Here is a 19,799-nt window from a genome sequence, read left to right as displayed (position 1 = left end):
ATATTACAGTTTTAGGTATAAGTATTTCGTTTCATAATCTATAACAGCGTTCGATTTTTTTAAAATATCGGCACCAATAATACCATCAACCGGTTTTGATTTATGATTTATCAAAGCTGTATTCACATGGGAAAGATTAAAAAGCACCAAAACAATTTTACTATTTTCCCACTTGCCAATCTTCACCTTATTTTTTTTCGACATTTTTGTTTCCATATTAATAGCGCCCGCTCCAGCTGCCATAATATTAGAATCTTTTACCTTCAGATTGAATTGGTCTACAGCTTCAAAACCAACACAGGAATTTGATGCGCCAGTATCTAAAATAAAACGCCCTTTTACACCGTTTAGAGTCGCTTTCATTTCAAAATGATTGGTTTTGGTTAGGCGTAATTTTACCCGAATATAGCCTTTATTTAGAAGAAATTCTTGAAGTGTTTCTGTCATGTTTTCTGTGTTTCAGAAATAAAAATAACACAATCAAACTTATTGCTATGCTAAAAATTATATAAAATAATGTATAATTTGATTTTGGAGGTTCAAGTTTACCGTAATACACAAAGGAACTCCAATAATAAGGTGATTTTTTTGCATTGCTAATGGATTTATTTTCTAAATAATCAATTTTTGATTGATGGTTTGCAAAAAATGCCGATTGTGAATCACTATAGTTTTTATAAAACGATTGCATAATTTGTGAAGTAGATAAATCGTTTATTTGCCACAAGGTGAAAAGCAGATTTTCCGTACCAGCGTATTGAAAACCTCTCGCCATACTCATAGCACCTTCACCTTTATAGAGAACCCCAATGCCTGTTTCGCAAGCACTTAAAACTACCAAATTGGGGTTTATATCTAAACTATATAATTCGTTTAAAAACATCGTATCATCGTAAAACGACAGGTTTGCAGGAGTTACAGAATTGCCCGCGCTGGCATGGGTAGATAAATGTAAAATACCATACTTTGAAGCATTTTTAATGAAGTTTTTTTTTGAAGCTTCGGCATTCATAAAAATCTTTGAAGGTATATTTTCTTCAATAGCTTGGGCTTCATCAATGGAATAGGTGAGCTTTTGGTTTGTATTTTCAAACACAGGGAAAAAACCTAGTAACTGATTGTTGTTATTTGTAACATGTTCCGTTAGATAAAACTGTGCGTTAGAATTATAAACAATCGTTTGATTTTTAATAAGGAAAGGCATCTTCTCGAACGAAGTTGTTCTAGTTTTTGATGATAAAAGCGCTTCAAAAGGTATGAAATTCAATAAACCATCAGGTATTATCACCACGTTTTTATAAGGTGAGATGGTGTTTAATTTCAGTAAATTATAAATGCTAAATGCTTGGTTTGTATAATTGTTTATATTATTATTTATAATGGATCCATCATCAAATAAATGAATAAAATTGATGATGTTTTGTTTGGTTTCATTGCTTAATTCGAAACGTTGAAGAGTCATGTCTTTTTCAGAAATAATAAATTGATACACGCTGTTTTTTCCATAGAAATACTCCACCAAAACCGCTTTGTCTTTTTTTAATTTTTTCTGAATAGTTTCTAGAGTATAGAAGTTTTTATTTTCAGGATATTTCTTTTCAATATTAGGTTTTAGAGATTTTAATTGAAGACTTATGGACGTTAATTGTTCACTTAAAGCATTTAATTTTGATGCTTGATTGTTGCCAAGTTGTTCTTTTATGAGTAAGTTGGTATAATGTTCTTGGGCTTTTATCAAGCTGAATTCTTTAACCAATAAAGGGTCGTTAGGATGTTGTTGTAAACGCTTTTTTTTCTGATTGATGGACTTTAAAATGGATGCTTTATTAGTTTCAGAAAATTGAAATGCTTCAAACAAAAGTGCTTTGTTTTTAGTTTTTTGGTAGTTGTAATAAACAATATCAATACACTTTTCACTTCTAATGCGATTATCAGATTGATTTCGAGTTTTGTTTTCTTGGGAAGTCCAGTTTTCTTGTAATAATTCGGAAACATGGAAGCTTAAATTGTAGCATTCCAAGGCGTTTTTTGAATTGGTTTCAATAGTGGCGTATAAATCGAAAATATCAATAAAAGTGTTTTCGGCATATAAATCGTTTTTAGTTGGTAAACCGTTACTTTTAAAATCGGGTATTAATAATTTTATTGCCTTTTGTAAACTTTTTAAAGCGACATTTTGATTTTTTAAAATGAATTGAAGTTGCGCTTCTTCAACATAAAACTTAGCTAATTCTCTTGTAGATAAATTCGCTTCACTAAGGCATTCTTTTGCTTTTTTAAGAGAGGTTAAAGCGTTTTCATAATTGTTTTTTTGAAAATCTACAATGTAATTATTTTTAAAGTTTTCAAATTTTGAAGTTGAATTATTTAAAAGTGCAGCTTCGTTATACTTATTTAAAGCGATTAAACTAGAGGCTTTGATACTTTGTAATAATGTTTTTTGATTGGTACTGCTATTTGAAAGTTTAAAAGCATCGTCCACAATTTTTAAAACCGTTTCGTGTTTTCCAATGGTTTGGTACAACTTCGCCAAATTAATAGCACCGCTTATTTGATGCTTGGTGTTTTTGCTTTTTTCAGCTAAAAAAATATATTGGTTTATGGTACTAACGGCGTTGGTATAATCGCCTGTTTTGGTGTATAAATTACCTAAAGGTTTTAGGCAACTTTCAATAATATCAAAATTGGAAAGTTTAGAAAGTTCGTTGTTTTTGAAACGATTTAAAGCATCTTCGTAAGAAGAAATAGCGTCTTTTAATTTGGAATGTTCATCTAAATAGTACGCTTTATGGCATTGTAAAAACACCAAAGCGAGTTGCTCATCCTTGGTTTTTGCTTGAGTTTTAAATAGTGCTTCTTGTTTTTTTAAAAGCTGAAACGAATTTTCATTTTTATTTGAAATAAAGCTTTCAGCCGCAGTATAAATTGCTTCTTCCAGATTTTGAGAAAAAGAAATTCCGCAGATTAAAAAGAAAAGAAAGCAAAGTTTTTTCATAAGAGTGAGCTACCAAAAGAACCTTAGGTTCTTAGAATTTCCAAATAGCGTAAAATTGCCAATAATTAAAGTTATTTTCAAAATTCATAATATAGCGTGCACCAAAACTTGGGCCAATTCTGGCAAAACCTGCCGTAGCTTCAAATAACAAACCGGTTCTTAGATTGGTGAAAGAGTTGGATGTATTAATGGTGTCTTCTTTAGAACTAATAACAGGACCATCTGTTGTATCACCTTCAAATTGTTCAATTAATACCGATTGTTCTTGTTTTTCGCTGAGTGAAATGGTGTTTTGTAAACCAGCGCCTAAGCCAATATAATTATTTAGGTTATAACGCAATAAAACAGGCACGTCCCAATCTATATTTTCAAAAGAATTGCTGCTTGTGGTACGCTGAAAAACCCGAAGTCCTTGGGCATCTTCAACAAACTCTTCAATAACATTTGTGCTGGCGTTGTAATTGTGAAAATTATTCATCAATTCCACTTGCCAATACAAACGATACGATTTGTAAGGTGAAAGTGTAGCGCCGAAAAAGTAACTTTCAGAATTATTTAAATCTGAAAACGAGTTAACGCCCACTTTGGCACCAATAGAAATTCCGGGTAAAAAGCGCGTGGTGGAATAATTGGTAATAATAGGGTCGTTTTTATCAAAAATAATAGCGGTTCTACTTTTTGTTTTTTGCTTATGAAAATCCTTAGCGAATTTGATGCTGTACTTTACGAAGCCTTTAGTGGAATCGTATTCTTTCACGTTTTTTTGCTCACTTCCTGGAAGATAAATATTCTTAAAAGTGAAAATAGCTTGTGTTTTGGTGAAGGTGGTATCTAGACAACTATAAATAACATCGCGTTTGGGACAAATATCACATTTAGGATACATTTCTAAAATTTTCAGAGTCGATTTGTCCAACATATCCGGAATATCGCTTTCCAAACGAATGGTTCTTGCAGGCCCTTCACCATTATTCTGAAATTTGATTTTATATTTTAAGGTTTTAAAACGTACCAACCGGTAATTCATAAACGTGCCATTTGATGACATTTTATTAGGATCGTGTGAGGTAACGATTTCCATTTCCATATCTTTTACTTTATGGTTGTCGTAATTGGCATCGGGCACATAAATACCACGAACCGAAATAATGGCACTGGTATCTTTAAGCATTTCGGGCGTGGTTTTTAAACTGATAAAAATGTTACGTTCTTCTTTAGGTTTCAAATCATTGAATTCTAAAAGGCTCCAATTTTTATAGAATGCTTTAGAGTTTGCAATGGTTAAGGGTAAATTGGTTTTTTCGGTAGAATCTTGTAAAACGGTTTTAGTTTCAATAAAATCGGTATTTGATGATGCTAAAAGCGTACCATCATCATCGATGTTTCTAGTAAAAGCGAAGCCTTCAGTATGTATGTTTTTTTCATTATGATACGTTCGGGTTTCTAAAAGCTCAAAATTATTTGCTTTGTATTGATGTTCGTTGTAAAACAGGTAAAGTTTTCCGTTAGTGGTATATTCTTTTTGGTTTTTATAACTCATTACAAGTACCATTTCTTCTTCGGGAACGGGTTCTCTATTGCGTTTCAAAATGAAATCTTCATCCATGGAAGCTATATCGTTTGGTGTTTCAGATATATCGCTAATAGCAATTTTTTTAGGTCTGGTAGTTGGCGGTTTTCCGTTATCGTAATTATTGGTTGCCCAAAGCTTCACTTCGTAGTCGCCTGTTTTTTTATAAATATGTTTTGGTGTTGGTTCTGTACTGTAATTACCATCGCCAAATTCCCAGAAATGGGTAAAAAAAGCTTTCGGCGCACCAGCTATTTGAATTAATTCAGGGGTTTCTGGCGTAAAAAGAACCGTATTACCTGTGATGTTTGTTTTTATGGTTGCGGTGCGTGTAATGGTATCGTTAATCAACTTTTGAGCTGAAACGGGAACTATACTCACAAAAAATAATATGATGATGATGTATTTCTTCATTATAGATGTTCAGTTTAGTTGTTCATAAATATACAAAAAGTGACCACTTATTTTATAACATAAGAAAATGAGTCGCTATCATGATGAGGTTCGCCCATAAAATAAACAGGATGAAAGCTATTAAAAGTACTATGGCGGCATTTTTCTTCATACAATGATATCAACTGAAATGGATTTTTGTTACCCAATACAACGAAAAAACCAGAAACAAATGTCACTGGTTTTTAAGAAGTAGGTTAAGAAATTGAGCAATCCAATACTAAGTAGATAATTATTTGTGTAGATTATTTATGGCAAACCATTTATGATGCTTGTAAGTTGCGCTTCTGTGGCTATAGAAGTTTCGCCTTCTGTAAATGTAATCACTCCGTTTGCAGTAATAGTTACCGCTTTTATGGCGTATTTCCAGTTACCGTCTTCTTCTGATACAAAAATAACATGGCACTCTAATCCTATTGGAATTTGTCCGTAATGCTCACTAAATAAGCTGGTTAAAGGATCGTGAGTATCCAATTGGGCAAGTCCCGATGCTTCGCCATCGTATGAAAGATATACGGCAGCATTCGTATTATCAAACCCTTCTGGTACAGCAGCTAAAATGGTTGTTTTTGGTCTTGGATCGCTGTAAAATCTATCAACGTTGCTCCACCCGAAACTTCCCATAAAAGCATAGTAATTTCCTCCTTCTCCAAAAACACCACCTTGGCCATTGGTACCATCGCGTTTGTTTTCTGCCCAAGCTAAATCGCCATCTTCATCAATAATACCATTCCAAAGAATCATAGCGTTATCTGTACCGCCAGTTAAATTTGCTGGAATGATAAGTTGAAATCCGCAATTGGTATCTAAGGCAATACCATTTTGAGTCGCTTCTACAAAAAATTCACCACCAGAAATCAATAAAGCTTTATCGCCATTTGGCATGAATCCCATAGTAGGTTTATTGGTGGCAAGCATGGTGCCTTTGTTAAAAATTTCAACAAATTCTAATTTTACATTACCTGTTACAGCGTTTCCATTTTTTGTAAGGCAGTTACCATTAATACTAATTTCTATGCCATTCTCGGAAGTGAAACTTACCGAGCCATCTTCAGCATTAAACTGAAAATTTTGTGTAATAGCTGCTAAAGCCTCTTCTTTTAAGTTGTTAAATTCTTCAGCGGTTGCTGGAATAATTAAATCGTTGTTATCATTTTCTGTACAGCTTGTAAATGTTATAGCTGCTAATAAAAGTGTTCCTAAAATGTGTTTTAAATTTTTCATGATTATTGGGTTTTTAATTGTTTATTCATTATTATATAAACAGGGCAACTGTTTTGTTACCCTGTTTTGGCAATTATTTTTATTGTTGTGGTTGACTGATGATTATTTTTGAAACAACAGCATCACCCGAAGCTACTAAAGCAATCATTTTATGAGCATAATCTTCGGAAGATGCATATCCTTTTGCAGAACCAGTTTCAGTTTCAACTTCCCAGAAATAATTTCTATTACTGTTTATTTCAGATTTTAAAACCAAGTAACTTTTAATTTCGCTTCCTAATACAATTTCACCAGAACTTGATAAAGCCATCATTTTTTCTGCGTTTTCAAGAGAAAGAGAAGTTCCTGAGTAGATGCCTTTGTCGGTTTCAACTTTCCAATCAAATACTTGAGCGATGTTTTCTTTTGTTAATGTTACAACTTCTGTTGAAGTGTTAAGGGTCTTGTTTTCATTTGTAGCATTTATATTTAATATTGAAAAAGCTACTGTTGCGATAATTAAAATTGAATTTTTCATGTTTTCTAATTTTTATGGATTAATTAAAATATTTGATTCGTAATTTTTGATGTTACACCCTTATATCAAAACCATTTAAAAATTGTTACCCTTTTATTTTAAAGTTTTTTTAAATTAGCTATAAATACAAGGGTTAATGAGCGAAAAAAAAATACATGAAGACCAAAAATATATAGAAGGATTGCTGCAAAACAACTCCTTTATTATACAAGCCATTTATGATAAGTTTGCGCCCAAGGTTATTAATTACATTAGGCAGAATAGCGGCGATAGCGACCAAGCGCAAGACATTATACAAGACACCTTAATAACTATATATAATCAAGCAAGCGAAAAAAAACTGGAACTAACCTGTCCGTTTGATGCCTATTTCTTTTTATTATGTAAACGCAAATGGTTAAACGCCCTAAAAAAAACATCTAATAAAGAGGTAACAATTAAAGAGGAACTTTTATCTAAAGGTGACGACGCTCAAGAACTAGCTTTTGAAACGGATCTGTTTGGCGAAAAACAAGCCTTATTTACAGAAATGTTCAATAAACTAGGAACCGCTTGTAAAGATTTGTTAACGGCAACCTTTAAAATAAAATCGATGGAAGAAGTAGCCGAAAGTTTAGGTGTTACTTACGCTTATGCAAGAAAAAAGAAATCTTTATGTATTGGTAAATTAACAGAGCTGGTTCAAGCATCACCTAAGTTTAACCTACTTAATAATTAACCACTATGGACGATCAAGATTATATATTATTTGAAAATTACCTTTTAGATGAACTTTCTGAAACAGAAAAAGACGCTTTTGAAACTCGATTGAAAACAGACTCAAAATTCAATGAAAGTTTTAATACCTATAAAGAATTGTCATCATTTTTGGAGCATAAATTTCAAAATGAAGCAACTTCAACAGCGTTTCAAAATAATTTAAAAAACATTTCAAAAACCTATTTTGAAAAGCAAGATGCACCAATAAAAGTAATCAGTTTTAAACCATGGCAATTTGTGGCAGCGGCGAGTGTATTGTTATTAATTGGCATCACTTTATTTAATACCTTTTCAAGTCCTGTTTATGAAGATTTTGCAAATCATAATGCTATTAGTTTAACTGTACGAGGCGAGCAAGATGCTTTATTAAACACGGCTGAAAATGCTTTTAACACAAAAGATTTCACTAAGGCAGATGAAGCTTTTAAAAGTTTAATGCTTATAGATAAAGATAATGCCGAATTACAATTTTATAGAGCCATTTCCAGTTTGGAATTAAACAAATTTGATACTGCTGAAAGCTTATTAATTGCCTTAAGCAAAGGGCAATCGGCATATAAAAATAAAGCAATTTGGTATTTAGCTTTAAGTAAACTAAAACAAAAAGAATATGATGATTGCGTGGAAATATTAAAAACCATTCCAGAAGAAGCTGAAGACTATAATGCAGCACAAAAATTAATTAAGAAATTAGATTAAATCATTCATAAAGTGTGTTAGGCCTCACAGATTTTTTAAAACCTGTGAGGTCTTTTCGCATACATGAAAATTCGTGAAATTAGTGTTAAACTTTAAATACTTCATTATTTTTACCACATGAAACGAGCATGTTCAAAACGTTTTCGCTTATTGGATTGATTGATAGCAAACAGCACGTGACCATATAAAATATAGTAAAAACACATGATAATTACAGATACCCACACCCATTTATATAGTGAAGCTTTTGATGAAGATAGAGATGCCATGATTAATCGGGCATTAAATGAAGGTGTTTCACGTTTTTTTATTCCAGCAATCGATTCAGCATACACAGCATCGATGCTTCAATTAGAAAAAGCGTATCCAGAAAATATTTTTTTAATGATGGGCTTGCACCCAACACATGTTAAAGATAATTATAAGGAAGAACTAAAACACGTTGAAGAGATGCTCGAAAATCGTAAATTTTATGCGGTTGGTGAAATTGGAATTGATTTGTATTGGGATAAAACCACATTGAATATTCAACAAGAAGCTTTTAAACACCAGATTCAATTAGCTAAAAAGCACAAATTACCGATAGTTATACATTGTAGGGAAGCTTTTGATGAGATATTTGAAGTATTAGAAACTGAAAAAAGTGATGATTTATTCGGAATTTTTCATTGCTTCACAGGAACTTTAGAACAGGCCAAAAAAGCCATATCTTATAATATGAAATTAGGAATTGGTGGTGTAGCTACATTCAAAAATGGAAAAATTGATCAGTTTCTAAATCAAATCGATTTGAAACATATTGTTTTAGAAACCGATTCACCCTATTTAGCCCCTGCACCTTACCGAGGTAAGCGTAATGAAAGTGTGTATATAATGAAGGTTTTGGAAAAATTATCACATATATATAATGTATCTTTAGAAGAGATAGCAAAAGTAACGACTCAAAACTCTAAAGATGTATTTGGGGTTTAAAATGACGGATTACTTGAGACGTATACAAATTAATATATGTATGTTTTTCTTTGTGTAACTCCGTGAAACTTCCGTGAATCCCTGTGAAATAACTTAAATCGTAAATCAAATGGCTAAACCAAACATTTTACTCATTTATACTGGTGGCACCATTGGTATGATAAAAGATTTTAAAACGGGCGTACTAAAAGCCTTCGATTTTAAAAATCTTTTAGATAAAATACCTGAATTACAACTTTTAGAATGTAACATTGAAACAGTTTCTTTTGAAAAACCCATTGATTCCAGTAATATGAATCCTGTATATTGGGTTCGAATTGCTGAAATAATTGAATCAAATTACAGCAAATTTGATGGTTTTGTGGTGCTTCACGGAAGCGATACCATGAGCTACACAGCGTCTGCTTTAAGTTTTATGTTGGAAAATTTAGCAAAACCAGTGGTGTTTACGGGCTCACAACTGCCTATTGGTGATTTGAGAACTGATGCTAAAGAAAACTTAATTACGTCCATTCAAACGGCCTCTTTACGGGAGAATGAGAGCCCAGTAATTAAAGAAGTTTGTTTGTATTTTGAATATAAATTGTACAGAGCAAACAGAACAACTAAACTAAATGCCGAAAATTTTAAAGCATTTGCGTCATTAAATTACCCCGAATTGGCAGAATCTGGAGTGCATTTAAAAATTAATTATGATTATTTATGGAAGCCAGATTTAAAAAAATCCTTAGTAGTTCATAAAAATTTTGATACGAATTTGGCGCTCGTTAAACTTTTTCCTGGCATATCTGAGGTATTTTTAAAAGGTATTTTAGCAACTTCAGGCTTAAAAGCGGTTATTTTAGAGACTTTCGGCTCTGGAAATTGCACAACAGAGGCATGGTTTATTAATCTTTTGCGAGAAATTATTAATAGTGGGGTATATATAATAAATGTAACGCAATGTGTTAGCGGAAGTGTAGTGATGGGGCGTTACGAAACCAGTAACCAACTGAAAAACATAGGGGTTATATCTGGTAAAGACCTTACTACAGAGGCTGCTATTGCCAAATTGATGTATCTTTTGGGACAAAATATAGCGAAAAAAAGTTTTAAAACTGCTTTCGAAAAGTCGTTAAGAGGCGAATTGTCTTAAAATTAACCTTTAAAATTTTAACTTTCGGAGTTTTTTTTGTTATTTGTCCACCCAAAATAAGTACATTAAATAAATAAAGAGAGGTGGCCGAGTGGTCGAAGGCGCACGCCTGGAAAGTGTGTATACCTCAAAAGGGTATCGAGGGTTCGAATCCCTTCCTCTCTGCTGTTATTTTTATTTTTTTATTGTATTTTTTTTATATCTTTAACACTTTAATTAACTAATAAAATTAAGATTTAGAACATGAAAAGATTATTTTCTATCCTTGCCATTACAGGAATGATGGCTTTTGGAACTGTTAACGCAACAACCAATGCAAACACAAGTACAGTTGCAACGACTGTAGCAAGTATGACTCAAGATGAAACAGCAGCACCTGCAGAAGAACTTGGGTTTCATCAAGAATTAAAAAAGAGATTTATTGAAGGGGGTCCTGGATTTATGGGGATTGTATTATTATGTTTAATTCTAGGATTAGCTATTGCTATAGAAAGAATTATCTTTTTAAACCTTTCAACTACAAACACTAAAAAATTAACTCAAGAAGTTGAGGACGCTTTAGCTTCTGGAGGAGTTGATGCAGCAAAAGAAGTTTGCAGAAACACAAAAGGTCCAATCGCATCTATTTATTACCAAGGTTTAGATAGAACAGATGAAGGTTTAGACGCTGTTGAAAAAGCTGTTGTAGCTTACGGAGGTGTTCAAATGGGACAATTAGAGAAAAACGTATCTTGGATATCATTATTTATCGCATTAGCACCTATGTTAGGGTTCATGGGAACAGTAATTGGTATGATTCAAGCATTTGATAAAATTGAAGCTGCAGGAGATATGCAACCATCACTTGTTGCTGGAGGTATTAAAGTAGCACTTTTAACAACAGTATTTGGTCTTGTTGTTGCTATGATTCTTCAAGTTTTTTATAATTACATTATTGCTAAAATTGATAGTATCGTTAATGATATGGAAGATGCTTCTATCACATTAATGGACTTATTAATTAGAAATAAAAAGTAATAATTAAATAACATAATCATGAATTTATATAAAATACTCAAGTATTTAGCTTTTGCTCTTGGTATTCTTGGAGCTGTTTTTGCAATATTGCTAATGACGACAGATTCAGATAGCATGATAGATAACATATTAATAGTTACTTATGTTGTACTGTTTATTGTTATAGCTTTAATACTTATATACGTGCTTAAAGGCTTGTTTTCAGGAAATATAAAAAAGACTTTACTAACTGTAGGTTTATTTTTTGCAGTTATTTTAATTTCTTATATGGTATCTTCTGGTACAGATTTAGACTTAAAACAATTTAACGATAAAGGTTTGGGCATTACAGAAAGTATATCTAAGAATGTAGGAGCAGGTTTATATGCTTTTTATTTTCTTATTATAACTGCAATAGTTGCAACCTTTCTTTCAAGCGCAAAAAAACTTTTAAATAGATAAATTATGGCAAAAAGAGCAGCACCAGAAGTAAATGCAGGCTCCATGGCCGACATTGCGTTCTTACTATTGATATTTTTCTTAGTAACAACTACTATTGAAACGGATTCTGGATTAAACAGAAAGCTTCCGCCAATTGAAGATAACACAGAACCACCTATCATCAAGCAAAAAAATATTTTTACGGTACTTTTAAACGGTAAAGATCAATTACTTGTAGAAGAGGAGATTATGGAACTTAAAGATTTGAGAAAGGCAGCCACCGAATTTTTAGATAATGGAGGAGACGGCACATGCGATTATTGTAAAGGAAAGAGAAATCCTGATTCTTCTGATAATCCAGATAAAGCTGTTATATCATTGAAAAATGAGCGTGAAACAACCTATAAAACGTATATATCTGTTCAAAATGAATTAGTGGCAGCATATAACGATTTAAGAAACATTAGAGCTGAAGCTTTATATGGCAAATCTTTTGTTGAAATGGAAGCGAACCTTAATGATGTTAATTGGCCAGGAGATAAAACAAGGCTAAAGGAGCAACTTGAAAAAATAAAAATCGAGTATCCTCAAAAGCTTTCAGAAGTACAAAATTAAAATTTAAACATTATTATGGCTAAATTTAAAAAGAAACAAGGAGGCGAAATGCCAGCAATATCAACAGCATCATTACCAGATATTGTATTTATGTTATTATTCTTTTTTATGGTTGCAACTGTTATGAGACAGAATACTTTGAAAATAGAGAATAATTTACCATTTGCAGATCAGGTTGAAAAATTGGATAAGAAGGATTTGGTTATGTATATATATGCAGGTAAACCAAGTGCGAATTATAGAAATTATGGTACTGAAACCAGAATTCAACTAAATGATGATTTTGCAGATGTTAATGACATAGCTGCTTTTATTGCTGCTGAGCGAGCTTCAAAAAGAGAAGAATTAATTCCGTTTTTAACTACAGCTTTAAAAGTAGATAAAGATGCTAATATGGGATTAATTGGAGATATTAAGCAAGAATTACGTAAAGTAAATGCGCTTAAAATAAATTACACCACCAAAAAAGGTGCTGTATCAGGTAACAGATAATTTCTATATTCTTAATTTTATAAAAAGGCGTTTTGAAATATCAGAACGCCTTTTTGTTTTTAATAACTTCACATTTTAATAAATATAGTATGTTTGTATAATGGATTATAACTGCTTAAAAAATGAAATTTTCTTATAGAATATTACTTGTTTTACTTAGTACTCATTTGTGCTATTCACAAAAAGACAGTATTAGTCATGTTGACCATTTTTACAAAGAAGACCAATTTTACATAGGAATTACTTATAATTTATTAGGAAAAAAACCAAAAGATTTATCACAAACTGGGTTTTCAAGCGGTATTCATTTTGGTATGATAAAAGACATGCCTTTAAATGATGCAAGAAATAGAGCCATAGGTATTGGCTTGGGGTATTCCCTAAATTCTTTCAATGAAAATTTGCTGATTGATAAAGACAATGATGGTAATATTACCTATACTATTTTAGATGATTCTAGTATTTATTCAAAAAACAAATATACAAACCAACTAATTGAACTTCCGGTAGAGTTTAGATGGCGTACATCAACACCAACTGAGTATAAGTTTTGGCGTATTTATACGGGGTTTAAGATTGGTTACTTGATAACAAGTACAACTAAGTTTAAAGGAGATTCCGGAGAGTTTAAATATCGTAATATTAGCGACTTCAATAAGCTTCAATATGGTTTAACGCTGTCTGCAGGCTATAATACCTGGAACTTATATTTGTATTATGGTTTAAATCCAATTTTTTCAAAGGATGTCATTGTGAACGGAAACGATATAAAAACCAACACCCTAAAAGTTGGCTTAATGTTTTATATTTTATAATGCTCTACAACCAATAATTAACCAGTATTAATTGGGGCATAACTCCCACAAAAATACCCATAAGCAGTTCTTTGTAATTATGCGCTTTTAAATGCAGCCTTGAAGTGGCTATGGCGCCTGTTATGATACACATTAAAGCGAGTATGTCGTTAATATTGATGTTAAAATGAATACTTAAAGCAATGAAGAACATAAAAAGCCCAGATATAGAAATCATATGAATACTCGCTTTAAACCTGAAAATAGCCAATATTAAGCACGACATTGTTGATATTAAAATGCCAATAAAAAAGAAATAGAGTTCAGCAAATTGAGATTGTGTTAAAATGCGTAGCAAAACAATTAATATAATCACACAATTTAAGAGCAGAGGTAAAATGCGCTCATTCGTTGTTTTTAAATAAATAGACTGTACTTTATCTAATGTTTTTAATAAAAAATATATTAAAACAGGTAAAATGATGGTTAGGATAGTAAGCGATACAAGTTTAGCATATATAATTTCTTGTGGGGTGAAACGTGGAGAAATAAAATAATAGAACCCAACACCCAACACAGGCATAATTAATGGGTGAAAAATAAACGAGATACTTTTTAAAATGCGATCCATTATATTTTTTTGCGTAATCGTGCTACAGGAATGTCTAATTGCTCTCTGTATTTTGCTACAGTACGTCGTGCAATAGGATAGCCTTTATCCTTTAAAATGGAGGCTAAAGTTTCATCGGTTAAAGGTTTTCTTTTCTCTTCTTCTTCAATTACTGTTTCTAAAATTTTCTTTATTTCTCTGGTTGAAACTTCTTCGCCTTGGTCGTTTGTCATCGATTCTGAAAAGAATTCTTTTATCAATTTTGTTCCGTAAGGCGTATCAACATATTTACTATTTGCAACCCTAGATACCGTTGAAACATCCATAGAAATTTCATCGGCTACATCTTTTAAGATCATAGGTTTTAAGTTACGTTCATCACCCGTTAAAAAATACTCTTCTTGGTAATGCATTATCGCACTCATAGTAATAAACAAAGTTTGCTGGCGTTGCTTGATGGCTTCAATAAACCATTTGGCAGCATCAAGTTTTTGTTTGATAAATATAACGGCATCTTTTTGCGATTTCGATTTGTCTTTCGACTCTTTATAACCTTTAAGCATGTTGTTATACTCTCTGGATACGTGAAGTTCTGGTGCGTTTCTGCCATTAAGTGTTAATTCCAGTTCGCCATCCACTATTTTTATGGCAAAATCTGGGACTACATGCTCTACAATTCTATAATTGCCAGCATACGATCCGCCTGGTTTTGGGTTTAAATGTTCAATTTCGTTGATGGCATCTTTTAATTGAATTTCTGAAATATCAAACTTTTGAAGAAGCTTATCGTAATGTTTTTTTGTGAATTGATCGAATGCATTATCAATAATATCAATAGCTAATTCTGTATCTGGATTTTTTTCTTTTCTATGTAATTGAATACTTAAACATTCTTGCAAATCTCTTGCTCCTACACCAGCAGGATCTAATTGATGCACAATTCTAAGTACTTTGCCTATTTTTTCTTCTGTGGTATAGATACTTTGAGTGAAAGCTAAATCGTCCATAATATCTGATAATGCACGACGTATATAACCACTTTCATCTACACTTCCAACTAAAAATTCGGCGATTTCGTATTCTTCGTCATCAAGTCTGTATGTGTTTAACTGATTTATTAAATGCTGTGTAAACGAGGTTCCTGCGGCATAAGGCATCGTCTTTTCTTCATCATCACTACTGTAGTTGTTGGCTTGTGTACGATAATCTGGAATTTCGTCATCACTTAAATATTCATCAACATTTATGTCGTCATTACCAATGGTTTCGCTGTCGTTAAACTCATCATTAGTATTGTCAAAATCTGAATCAAAATCACTTTCCAATTCTTCTTTCCCGCCTTCTAAAGCAGGATTTTCTTCTAGCTCTTGCTTTAAACGTTGCTCAAAAGCTTGCGTAGGCAACTGTATCAATTTCATTAATTGAATTTGTTGTGGCGACAGTTTTTGCGATAACTTAAATTGTAAATGTTGCTTGAGCATACGTGATTTGGTTTCTGTAAAAATAAAAAAACTATTTCTAAAAAAAAGACCTGTCTGGTTTTTAAAACTTGACAGGCCTAATGTATGATTTTTTTATTTAGAATTCAGCATTTTGAGGCGTTCTAGGAAATGGAATAACATCTCTAATATTACTCATACCTGTTGCAAACATAACCAAACGTTCAAAACCTAAACCAAAACCAGCATGAACAGCGGTTCCAAACTTGCGTAAATCTAAATACCACCATAGGTCTTCTTCTGGAATATTAATGGCAGCCATGCGTTGTTTAAGTACCTCTAAACGTTCCTCACGTTGCGCACCACCAACAATTTCACCAATACCAGGAAATAGAATATCCATAGCGCGAACGGTTTTACCATCATCATTCAAACGCATATAAAAAGCTTTGATGTTTGCTGGATAATCAAATAAAATAACGGGACATTTAAAGTGTTTTTCAACTAAAAAGCGTTCGTGTTCACTTTGTAAATCGGTACCCCAATCCTTAATAATGTATTTGAATTTCTTTTTCTTATTTGGAGTGCTATCTCGAAGAATATCAATAGCTTCGGTATAACTTACACGTTTAAAATTATTTTCGGTAACGAAATGTAATTTTTCAATTAAAGTCATTTCGTTACGTTCTGCCTGTGGTTTAGCTTTGTCTTCGTCTTGCAAACGGGCATCTAAAAACTCTAAATCTTCGTGGTTGTTTTTAAGAATGTATTTAATTACAAATTTCATAAAATCTTCAGCCAAATCCATATTACCAGCTAAATCCATGAATGCAACTTCGGGTTCTATCATCCAAAACTCGGCTAAATGTCGTGATGTGTTGGAGTTTTCAGCTCTAAACGTAGGTCCAAATGTGTAAACCTTTCCTAAGGACATGGCATAAGTTTCAGCTTCTAACTGGCCAGAAACGGTTAAATTGGTTTCTTTTCCGAAGAAATCTTTAGAATAATCTACATCACCTTCTTGATTTAAAGGTGGTTTTTCAGCATTTAGGTTTGTAACTCTAAACATTTCGCCAGCACCTTCTGCATCACTACCTGTAATGATTGGCGTGTGCACATAGTAAAATCCGTTTTCATTAAAATACTTATGAATAGCGAATGAAAGTGACGAGCGTAAACGCATCACCGCACTAAATGTATTGGTCCTGGTACGCAAATGGGCGTTTTCTCTTAAAAACTCAAAGGAGTGTTTTTTGGGTTGGATAGGGTAGGTTTCAGGATCTGAATCTCCTAAAACTTTCAATTCCTTTACTTGAATTTCAACGTTTTGGCCTTTTCCTTGGCTTTCAACTAAGTCGCCTTTTATGTGGATAGCAGCACCTGTGGTAATGCGTTTTAAAAGTGCTTCATCAAAAGTTTCAAAATCGACTACACATTGTATGTTATTAATTGTAGAACCATCGTTTAAAGCGATAAATCGGTTCGCTCTAAAAGTTCTAACCCATCCTTTTATATCAACTTCAGAACTCACAAAATCTTGCGATAGTAATTCTGAAATAGTACGTAATTTCATAAGCATTAAATTTAGTAATGTAAATATAAAGGTTTCGTAGTTGAAAATTCAAATTCTAAAAACCAAATTCCAAAGATTTTCAGTTTGGAATTTAGAATTTAAATATTGGAATCTACTTCATCCGTATCATCTTCCTCTGGAATAATATTTATTGCAGGCTCTCTTAAAACTTCCTTGTTGGCGATGCTACGCTCTAAAGATAATAGCAACGACGGAAGCAATAATAAGTTTGATAACATAGCAAAAAGCAGAGTTGCAGATACCAGAGCACCTAAAGCTACGGTGCCACCAAAACTAGAAATGGTAAAAACGGAAAAACCAAAGAATAATACAATGGATGTGTAAAACATGCTCACCCCCGTTTCGCGTAATGCGCCATAAACAGATGTTTTGATTTTCCAGTTATTAGCCTGTAATTCTTGTCTGTATTTTGCGAGAAAGTGAATGGTATCATCTACCGAAATACCAAACGCAATACTAAATACTAAAATGGTTGAAGGTTTTATAGGAACGCCCAAATAGCCCATTAAACCGGCTGTTACTAATAGTGGAATAAGGTTGGGGATTAACGATATAATAATCATTTTAAAAGACCTGAACATATACGCCATAAACAAGGCTATTAAAAAAATAGCGAGCGATAGAGAAATGGCGAGGTTTTTCACCAAATACGTAGTTCCTTTTTGAAAAACCAGTGCTTTACCCGTCATGGTAACGTTATATTGTTCTTTAGGGAAAAGTTTATCTACCTTCGTTTGAATATCTTCTTCAATACGTTCCATTTTATCGGTGCCAATATCTTTCATAAAGGTGGTGATGCGTGCGTATTGCCCTGTGCTATCTACAAAGTTTTTAAGTAAATCGACATCGGATGTTGAATTTTTGGCATACGATAAAATAAAACTATTTTCTTGTGATGTTGGCAATTGGTAAAATTTGGTGTTGCCGTTGTAATAAGCCTGTTTGGAATATTTAACCAAATCGACTACCGAAATAGGTTTTGATAATTCGGGTATTTCTGTAATTAATTCCTGAAGTTCATCCATTCTTCTTAAGGTAGAAAGCTTCATTACACCTTGCTTGCGTTTGGTATCAATCACAAACTCTAAAGGCATGATGCCATTGAATTCATCTTCAAAAAAACGGATGTCGTTAACGAATTCAGAGTCTTGAGGCATATCTTCAATAAGACTTCCTGAAATTTTTATCTGATAAATACCAATAATACTTACTATTAAAAGCACCACAGCAACGGAATAAATGGCAATACGTTCATGTTTAACCATACGTTCCATCCAACTCACAAAACCACCAATCCAGCGTTTATTTAAGTGTTCTAAATGGCGGTCTTTAGGGTAAGGTAAAAACGTATAAATAATTGGAATAATAAGTAAGCATAGCATAAAAATACCTAAAATGCTTAAAGATGCCACAATACCAAATTCTTTTAAAAGGGTGCTTTCTGTAAGTATGAATGTCGCAAAGCCAGAAGCTGTAGTTACATTCGTCATTAAAGTGGCATTACCAATTTTTGTGATAACGCGCTGTAATGATCTTACTTTATTGCCATGAAGTTTTACTTCGTGTTGGTATTTATTAATTAAAAAAATACAATTCGGGATACCAATAACAATAATTAATGGCGGAATAAGAGCTGTTAAAACCGTTATTTCGTAGTTTAAGGCGCCAATGATACCCAGTGTCCACATAACGCCTATACATACTACAACCAATGAAATTAATGTAGCCCTAAACGACCTAAAAAAGAAAAAGAAAATAAGCGATGTTACCAATAAAGCAGCTAGTACAAACCAAACAATTTCATCAACTATTACTTTTGCGTTTAGGGTCCTAATATAGGGCATGCCCGAAACACGTACATCTAAATTTGTTGCTTCTTCAAAAGCCTTGATTTTTGGTTCTAATTCATTAAGTATAAATTCTTTTCTAGCCGACGTGTTAACAATGGCCTTATCAAGATAAATAATGGTTCTTATGGTTTTTGTTTTCTTATTGAATAAAAAATTATCGTAAAAAGGGTATTTGTTGAAAAGTTCGTCTTCTAGCTCATTTATTTCTGCTAAAGAATTAACAGAATCTTTAATGAATGGTTTTAATTCAAATTTTTGATGAAGCGTATCTTTTACAAGTTTTTGAAGATCTTTTACAGAGATAACTGTTTCAACTTCTTTGTATTTTTTAAAACTATCGGCTAATTTATTCCATGCATTTAGTTTATCAACAGTTAATAGCGTACTGTCTTTAACCCCAATAATTACAAGATTTCCTTCTTCGCCAAAGGTTTTTAAAAAGTTGTTATAGGTAATATTTACTTCGTGGTCGTCTGGTAAAAGATTCGCTTCCGTATTAGAAAAACGCATATTTTTCCATTGCGTACTAAATAGAATGGTAATAATAAGAATACCAATAAGAATACCTATTTTATTACGTAAAATTAACCGTGCCGTAACGTCCCAAAAATCTTTGGTAAAAAGTTTAAACATACCTTAAATAA

18 protein-coding genes and 1 tRNA gene are annotated in these 19,799 nt (G+C 32.5%); 10 read left to right on the top strand and 9 right to left on the bottom strand.

The window, feature by feature from the left end; genetic code table 11:
- Nucleotides 1-3: 3 nt before the first annotated feature.
- The 5 genes from EV196_RS01850 to EV196_RS01830 all read right to left on the bottom strand — a co-directional run bounded on the left by EV196_RS01850 (nucleotide 4) and on the right by EV196_RS01830 (nucleotide 6,759).
- Nucleotides 4-447, bottom strand: a complete 444-nt coding sequence (locus EV196_RS01850) for a retropepsin-like aspartic protease family protein (protein ID WP_132214304.1) — start codon at nucleotides 445-447, stop codon at nucleotides 4-6.
- Complete coding sequence (locus EV196_RS01845) at nucleotides 413-2,995, bottom strand: CHAT domain-containing protein (protein ID WP_132214302.1); 2,583 nt, start codon at nucleotides 2,993-2,995, stop codon at nucleotides 413-415. Before EV196_RS01845 ends, EV196_RS01850 begins: the two co-directional genes overlap by 35 nt.
- Before the next feature lie 31 nt (nucleotides 2,996-3,026).
- Nucleotides 3,027-4,979 carry a PKD domain-containing protein gene (locus EV196_RS01840; protein WP_132214300.1) on the bottom strand — a complete coding sequence of 651 codons (1,953 nt, stop codon included), beginning with the start codon at nucleotides 4,977-4,979 and terminating at the stop codon, nucleotides 3,027-3,029.
- Between the two features lie 288 nt (nucleotides 4,980-5,267).
- Nucleotides 5,268-6,242, bottom strand: a complete 975-nt coding sequence (locus EV196_RS01835) for a hypothetical protein (protein ID WP_132214298.1) — start codon at nucleotides 6,240-6,242, stop codon at nucleotides 5,268-5,270.
- A 79-nt stretch (nucleotides 6,243-6,321) separates the two neighbouring features.
- Nucleotides 6,322-6,759 carry a hypothetical protein gene (locus EV196_RS01830; RefSeq protein ID WP_132214296.1) on the bottom strand — a complete coding sequence of 146 codons (438 nt, stop codon included), beginning with the start codon at nucleotides 6,757-6,759 and terminating at the stop codon, nucleotides 6,322-6,324.
- A gap of 136 nt (nucleotides 6,760-6,895) precedes the next feature.
- On the opposite strand from EV196_RS01830, the gene EV196_RS01825 reads away from it, so the two are divergent.
- The 10 genes from EV196_RS01825 (at nucleotide 6,896) to EV196_RS01780 (ending at nucleotide 13,683) form a co-directional block, all read left to right on the top strand.
- Complete coding sequence (locus tag EV196_RS01825) at nucleotides 6,896-7,477, top strand: RNA polymerase sigma factor (RefSeq protein ID WP_132214294.1); 582 nt, start codon at nucleotides 6,896-6,898, stop codon at nucleotides 7,475-7,477.
- Between the two features lie 5 nt (nucleotides 7,478-7,482).
- Nucleotides 7,483-8,217 (top strand): tetratricopeptide repeat protein, encoded by a 735-nt coding sequence (locus EV196_RS01820; protein ID WP_132214292.1) that lies wholly within the window; start codon nucleotides 7,483-7,485, stop codon nucleotides 8,215-8,217.
- Nucleotides 8,218-8,421: 204 nt separating this feature from the next.
- Nucleotides 8,422-9,189 carry a TatD family hydrolase gene (locus EV196_RS01815; RefSeq protein WP_132214290.1) on the top strand — a complete coding sequence of 256 codons (768 nt, stop codon included), beginning with the start codon at nucleotides 8,422-8,424 and terminating at the stop codon, nucleotides 9,187-9,189.
- A 109-nt stretch (nucleotides 9,190-9,298) separates the two neighbouring features.
- Nucleotides 9,299-10,324: an asparaginase gene (locus EV196_RS01810; RefSeq protein ID WP_132214288.1), complete on the top strand. Its 1,026-nt coding sequence runs from the start codon at nucleotides 9,299-9,301 to the stop codon at nucleotides 10,322-10,324.
- A gap of 77 nt (nucleotides 10,325-10,401) precedes the next feature.
- Nucleotides 10,402-10,489, top strand: a tRNA-Ser gene (locus tag EV196_RS01805).
- A gap of 78 nt (nucleotides 10,490-10,567) precedes the next feature.
- Nucleotides 10,568-11,341, top strand: coding sequence for a MotA/TolQ/ExbB proton channel family protein (locus tag EV196_RS01800; RefSeq protein ID WP_132214286.1), 774 nt, complete (start codon nucleotides 10,568-10,570; stop codon nucleotides 11,339-11,341).
- An 18-nt stretch (nucleotides 11,342-11,359) separates the two neighbouring features.
- Nucleotides 11,360-11,782, top strand: a complete 423-nt coding sequence (locus EV196_RS01795) for a hypothetical protein (protein ID WP_132214284.1) — start codon at nucleotides 11,360-11,362, stop codon at nucleotides 11,780-11,782.
- A 3-nt stretch (nucleotides 11,783-11,785) separates the two neighbouring features.
- Nucleotides 11,786-12,376 (top strand): ExbD/TolR family protein, encoded by a 591-nt coding sequence (locus EV196_RS01790; protein WP_132214282.1) that lies wholly within the window; start codon nucleotides 11,786-11,788, stop codon nucleotides 12,374-12,376.
- A 15-nt stretch (nucleotides 12,377-12,391) separates the two neighbouring features.
- Nucleotides 12,392-12,868 (top strand): ExbD/TolR family protein, encoded by a 477-nt coding sequence (locus tag EV196_RS01785; RefSeq protein WP_132214280.1) that lies wholly within the window; start codon nucleotides 12,392-12,394, stop codon nucleotides 12,866-12,868.
- A 122-nt stretch (nucleotides 12,869-12,990) separates the two neighbouring features.
- Nucleotides 12,991-13,683, top strand: a complete 693-nt coding sequence (locus tag EV196_RS01780; protein WP_132214278.1) for a porin family protein — start codon at nucleotides 12,991-12,993, stop codon at nucleotides 13,681-13,683.
- Between the two features lie 4 nt (nucleotides 13,684-13,687).
- Here EV196_RS01780 and EV196_RS01775 read toward each other — a convergent pair whose 3' ends face one another.
- From EV196_RS01775 to EV196_RS01760, 4 genes are all read right to left on the bottom strand, one after another.
- Entirely contained in the window at nucleotides 13,688-14,293 is a 606-nt protein-coding gene (locus EV196_RS01775; protein WP_132214276.1) for a hypothetical protein, read from the bottom strand.
- Complete coding sequence (gene rpoN / locus EV196_RS01770; protein ID WP_132214274.1) at nucleotides 14,293-15,753, bottom strand: RNA polymerase factor sigma-54; 1,461 nt, start codon at nucleotides 15,751-15,753, stop codon at nucleotides 14,293-14,295. Before rpoN ends, EV196_RS01775 begins: the two co-directional genes overlap by 1 nt.
- Before the next feature lie 97 nt (nucleotides 15,754-15,850).
- Nucleotides 15,851-17,284 (bottom strand): asparagine--tRNA ligase, encoded by a 1,434-nt coding sequence (gene asnS / locus EV196_RS01765; protein WP_132214272.1) that lies wholly within the window; start codon nucleotides 17,282-17,284, stop codon nucleotides 15,851-15,853.
- Nucleotides 17,285-17,382: 98 nt separating this feature from the next.
- Complete coding sequence (locus tag EV196_RS01760; protein ID WP_132214270.1) at nucleotides 17,383-19,788, bottom strand: efflux RND transporter permease subunit; 2,406 nt, start codon at nucleotides 19,786-19,788, stop codon at nucleotides 17,383-17,385.
- Nucleotides 19,789-19,799: the final 11 nt, after the last annotated feature.

It is taken from the genome of Mariniflexile fucanivorans (genome assembly GCF_004341235.1).
Classification (GTDB): Bacteria; Bacteroidota; Bacteroidia; order Flavobacteriales; family Flavobacteriaceae; genus Mariniflexile; species Mariniflexile fucanivorans.
Note: the sequence above shows the minus strand (reverse complement) of the source record. Positions and strands in the feature narration are given on the sequence as shown.